Below are 5,141 nucleotides of genomic sequence, written 5' to 3'. Positions count from 1 at the left end.
CTGGTAGGAAAGCCTCCCCCGGCCGGGGGAGGTGGCACACAAGTGCCGAAAAGGGAACGGCTGTCGAGCGAATGCGAGACTGAGAAGTTTTGCAAATCTTAGTCGCGGTACTCTTCCATCTTGAAAGCTTCGTACACGTCGCCCTCTTTGACGTCCGCAAACTTTGCCAGCGTCACGCCGCACTCGTAGCCCTCGGCCACTTCCTTGGCGTCATCCTTGAAGCGCTTCAGGGACGCGATCTCGTCCTCGGTGATGACGATGCCGTCACGGACCACGCGCACCTTGCTGTCGCGGGTGATCTTGCCGTTGGTCACGCGGCAGCCGGCAACGGTGCCGACGTTGGAGATCTTGTACACCTGACGGACCTGCAGCTCGCCCAGAGAGACCTCGCGGAACTTGGGAGCCAGCATACCTTTCATAGCGTCGGTGACATCGTTGATGGCATCGTAAATGACACGGTACATCCGCATCTCGACCTTGGTAGCGGCGGCCTCTTCCTTGGCCACGTTGTCCGGGCGGACATTGAAGCCAATGATGATGGCGTTGGAGGCATCGGCCAGATCCACATCGGACTTGCTGATGGCACCGACACCGGCGTGGATGACGCGGACGCGGACCTCATCGTTGGAGATCTTTTCGAGGCTCTGCTTGACAGCCTCGGCAGAGCCCTGCACGTCGGCCTTGACGACGATGGCCAGCTCTTTCATATCGTTCTGAGCCATCTGGCTGAACAGGTTATCCAGGGTGACTTTCTGGAACGAGGAGAACTGCTTCTCCTTGGCGTCAGCAATGCGCTGCTCGGCCAGCTCACGGGCCAGGCGCTCGTCCTCAACGGCCTCAAACAGGTCGCCTGCCTCGGGCACAGCAGTCAGGCCGGTGATCTCCACAGGGGTGGAGGGGCCGGCATCGCTCAGCAGCTTGCCCTTATCGCTGCGCATGGTACGCACACGGCCCACAGCGGTACCGGCAATGATGACATCGCCGGAGTGCAGGGTGCCGTTCTGCACCAGGATGGTGGCAATGGGGCCCTGGCCCTTGTCCAGACGAGCCTCGACCACAGCACCCTTGGCGCGGCGGTTGGGGTTGGCCTTGAGCTCCATGACCTCAGCTTCCAGCGCAATGCGCTCCAGCAGGTCGTTGATGCCCATGCCGGTCATGGCAGAAACAGGGATGCAGGCCACGTCGCCGCCCCAGTCCTCGGGGATGAGGCCGTACTTGGTCAGGCCCTCCTTGACGCGCTCGGGGTTGGCCGTGGGCTTATCCATCTTGTTGATGGCCACGATGACCTTGACGTTGGCAGCCTTGGCGTGGTTGATGGACTCAATGGTCTGGGGCATGATGCCGTCGTCGGCAGCCACGACCAGAACCGCGATATCGGTCATGTTGGCACCACGGGCACGCATGGAGGTAAATGCCTCATGGCCCGGGGTATCCAGGAACGTGATCAGGCTGTCGTTGATCTTGACCTGATAAGCACCGATGGCCTGGGTGATGCCGCCGGCCTCGCCCGCGGTGACGTTGGTCTTGCGGATGGCATCCAGGATACTGGTCTTGCCGTGGTCAACGTGGCCCATGACGCAGACGACCGGGGGACGCTCGACGAGGTCTTCCTGTGCATCCTCTTCCTGGGTGAACAGGCGCTCCTCGATGGTCACATGCACCTCGTGCTCGACCTTTGCGTGGAACTCCTCGGCCAGCAGGGAAGCGGTATCAAAATCGATGATGTCGTTGATGGCGTGCATCTCACCCATCTGCATGAACTTGGCAATGACCTTACCAGCCTGCTGCTTCAGGCGGGCAGCCAGCTCACCGACGGTGATCTCATCCGGGATGGAGACTTTCAGCTGTGCGTTGCGGGCCTTTTCCAGCTGGATGCGCTGCAGGCGCTCGAACTCGGTCTCGCGCTTGCCTTTCTGGAACTGCTGGCGCTGACGCTGGCCGCGCTGGGTGAACTTCTGCTTGTTGCCCTGCGGGGTAGGCTTGCGGCGGTTCTCCGTGTTCTTGGTGGAAGCCAGATCGTCGTAACGGGCATCAAAGCGGTCCACGTTCATATCCACGGTACGGGTATCCACGGTGACCTGATTGTCCTCGCGGCGGACGGAGACGGACTGAGCCGGGGCAGTGCTTGCCTTGGCACCGGTCTCACGGGCCAGCTCGCTCAGGGAGACGGTCTTCTCCTCCCGCTTCTTATGCTGCTCGGGCTTCTTCTCGTTATGCTTGCTGTTATTGTTTTTCTGCTGGGGCTGCTGGGCAGCTTTTGCAGGCTCCGACTTCTTCTCAGCCGGCTTCTGGGCGGCCTTGGGCTCCGCCTTTTTCTCAGCGGGCTTCTCGGCTTTCTTCTGCTCGGGCTTCTTCTCCGTGTTCTTGGGGGCAGCGGGCTGCTTGGCGCTGTTCAGATAAGCGCTCAGGTCCGTCTCGCTATGATCCTTGCTGAATTTCTCCAGCAGGTAGTTCAGCTCGTTCTCCTCCAGAGTGGAGCTGTTCTTCTTGCCGGTGCTGCCCATGGCGTTCAGCTCATCCAGCACTTTCTTGGCGGAAATATTCAGGTCTTTTGCAAAATCGCTTACTTTATATTTTACGGTCATTCGCTCATATCCTCCTCATTTTTGATTGCTCCACAGTCCGTCAGGCGGTCAAAGCAGAGCTTTGCGAGGTTGCGGTCGGTCACGGCATACACCGCCACCGGTTTACGGCTGATATCAGCCAGTCTATCCTGTGTCAGCGGCATGGGGATCACATCCACCAGGTCGCCTACGGCATAGTTCAAGCGCTGCACGGTCTTGGCGCTGGCGTCGCTGGCCACCATGACCAGCCACGCCTTGCCCTTGACGCAGGCATCTTCCACGGCGTCAAAGCCCATGGTCAGGGCGCCTGCCTTGCGGCAGAGGCTCACGGCCTGGTACAGGGCATCTGCCGGGGCCAGCGCAGGCTTTGCGGGGGCGTTGTTCTTATTCTTTGCCATCCTGTGCGGCCTCCTGTTCTACCGCGGCCAGCTGCCGGGCCAGCGCGTCGTAAACTTCGGCGGGAACCGGCTGCTCAAAGCAGCGCTCCAGCGCCTTTTTCTTTTTTGCCTTTGCAAGGCAGGCGGCGTCCGGGCAGAGGTACGCGCCGCGGCCGGGCTTTTTGCCCACCGGGTCAATGCTGATCTCTCCGCTCGGGGCGCGCACCACCCGCACCAGCTCCTTTTTGGGGCGGCTGGTCATGCAGCCAATGCACTGGCGGGCCGGGATCTTTTTTTGTGCCATCCGATTTCCCTCCTTTGGCAGTGGGTACGCTGGAATCACTCAGCGGTCTCTTCGGTCTTGGGCTGCTCGGCTTTGGGCTCCTCGTCCTCGCCATAGTAGCCGCTCTCGGGACGGATGTCGATGTTGTAGCCGGTCAGGCGCGCGCAGAGACGGGCGTTCTGGCCCTTGTTGCCAATGGCCAGGCTCAGCTGCTGGTCAGGCACGGTCACACGGCAGGAGCGGGTCTCGCCGGGCAGCAGCTCCACCTTGAGCACCTTGGCCGGGCTGAGGGCCGCGGAGATGAACTCGGAGACATCCTCGCTCCACTTAACGATGTCGATCTTCTCACCGCCCAGCTTCTCGACCACAGCAGCCACACGGTCACCGTGGGGACCGATGCAGGCGGAAACGGGGTTGACGTTGGCGTCCTTGGACCAGACTGCCATCTTGGTGCGGGCACCGGCCTCACGGCTGATGGCCTTGACTTCCACAGTGCCGTCGTAAATTTCAGGCACTTCCAGCTCAAACAGGCGCTTGACCAGGCCCGGGTGGGTACGGCTGATCATAACGCGCGCGCCGCGGTCGCCGCTGACGACGTCCACAACGTAGACCTGCAGCACCTGGCCCTCGGTGTAAGTCTCACCGGGCACCTGCTCGTTGCGGGGCAGGATGGCCTCGCCGCCCTTGCCCAGATCCACGGCCACGATGCCCTTTTCGGGGTCCACGCGGGTAACGGTGGCCTGCACGATGTCATGGGCGCGGGACTGGATCTCGCTCAGCTGCTGGCTGCGCTCGGCCTCGCGGATGCCCTGACGGATGACGTGCTTTGCGGTCTGTGCGGCGATGCGGCCAAAATCCTTGGTCTTGAGGGGAGTGACCACGCGGTCGCCCACCTTGTAATCCTTGCGGATGTTCTGGGCCTCGGTAATGCCGATCTCGCTGTGCTCGTCGTACCAGTCCTCATCGGCCACAACATCCTGAATGAGAGCAACGTTGAATTTGCCGTTGGCGGGGTCGATCTCCACCATGACGTTGTTGTCTTCCACTTCGTAGTTCTTCTTGACAGCGATCACGATCGCTGCCTTGATCTTCTCGATCAGATACTCAGCGGTGATGCCGCGCTCGTGCTCCAGCATGGAGAGAGCTTCAAAAAATTCATTGTTAGCTGCTGCCATTTTTCGGGTTCCTCCTATGATTTACTCTCTATGTGATAAAGGGTTTTACTTTTCAATGAAACAGGTCTTCGTCGTCGCACAGGCGCACCGTGCTGGCGGCGGAGGCTTCAAAGCGGACGGGGCCCGCCGGGGTCTCCACCGTGATGGTATTCCCCTCGCGGGAGGTCAGGATGCCGGAAAACTCCTTGGCACCGTTCTCGTTGGCCTTGTACAGTTTGACGCTGATCTTCTGGCCCTGTACAGCGGTGTAGTGCTCCGGGCGGGTCAGCTTGCGGCCAAGGCCGGGGCTGCCCACCTCCAGATAATAGCTCTGCTCAATGGGGTCTGCCTCGTCCAGGATGGGGTCCAGCGCATGGGACACATCGGCGCAGGTGTCGGTGTCCATGGTGGAGCCGTCCGCCTTGTCGATCAGCACACGGAGATACCAGTCCGGCCCCTCTTTTTCAAAGACAACATCCCACAGGCGCAGGCCCATGCCCTCCACGGTGGGGCGGACAAGCGCTTCGACTCTCTGGGCGGTATTGCCGCCAGACTGTTTCGCCATAAAAAACCTCCAAACAAACAAGAAACGCGGACCTTGCGGCCCACGTTCCATAAAAACTATATCGTACTACTAGAATATAGCATACATTTGCGAAATATGCAAGCTTTTTCGTGAAAAAACCTCTCAGACGCTTCGCGCCAGCCGCCCCCTTTCGACACTTGTGTGCCACCTCCCCGCCGGGGCGAGGCTTTCCTACCA

5 protein-coding genes are annotated in these 5,141 nt (G+C 60.5%); all 5 read right to left on the bottom strand.

Translation table 11 applies throughout. The features are described 5' to 3' along the window. Positions 1 to 98: 98 nt before the first annotated feature. Genes infB through rimP form a run of 5 tightly spaced genes read right to left on the bottom strand, consistent with a single transcriptional unit; the run spans position 99 to position 4,943 of the window. Complete coding sequence (gene infB / locus DXA70_RS13395; RefSeq protein ID WP_128118749.1) at positions 99 to 2,585, bottom strand: translation initiation factor IF-2; 2,487 nt, start codon at positions 2,583 to 2,585, stop codon at positions 99 to 101. Continuing rightward, complete coding sequence (locus tag DXA70_RS13390; RefSeq protein WP_128118748.1) at positions 2,582 to 2,962, bottom strand: 50S ribosomal protein L7ae; 381 nt, start codon at positions 2,960 to 2,962, stop codon at positions 2,582 to 2,584. The genes infB and DXA70_RS13390 overlap by 4 nt, the downstream gene beginning before the upstream one ends. Beyond that, positions 2,949 to 3,245 carry a YlxR family protein gene (locus DXA70_RS13385; RefSeq protein ID WP_112115076.1) on the bottom strand — a complete coding sequence of 99 codons (297 nt, stop codon included), beginning with the start codon at positions 3,243 to 3,245 and terminating at the stop codon, positions 2,949 to 2,951. Before DXA70_RS13385 ends, DXA70_RS13390 begins: the two co-directional genes overlap by 14 nt. A gap of 35 nt (positions 3,246 to 3,280) precedes the next feature. Further along, positions 3,281 to 4,399 (bottom strand): transcription termination factor NusA, encoded by a 1,119-nt coding sequence (gene nusA, locus DXA70_RS13380; RefSeq protein WP_128118747.1) that lies wholly within the window; start codon positions 4,397 to 4,399, stop codon positions 3,281 to 3,283. Positions 4,400 to 4,451: 52 nt separating this feature from the next. Further along, the gene (rimP, locus tag DXA70_RS13375) at positions 4,452 to 4,943 is read right to left on the bottom strand and encodes a ribosome maturation factor RimP (protein WP_022256447.1); all 492 of its coding nucleotides are present in this window, start codon (positions 4,941 to 4,943) and stop codon (positions 4,452 to 4,454) included. Positions 4,944 to 5,141: the final 198 nt, after the last annotated feature.

The organism is Faecalibacterium sp. OF04-11AC, assembly GCF_003460645.1.
Taxonomy (GTDB): domain Bacteria; phylum Bacillota; class Clostridia; order Oscillospirales; family Ruminococcaceae; genus Faecalibacterium; species Faecalibacterium prausnitzii_I.
The sequence above is the reverse complement of the archived record's forward strand: the minus strand, read 5'-3'. Positions and strand labels throughout refer to the sequence as shown.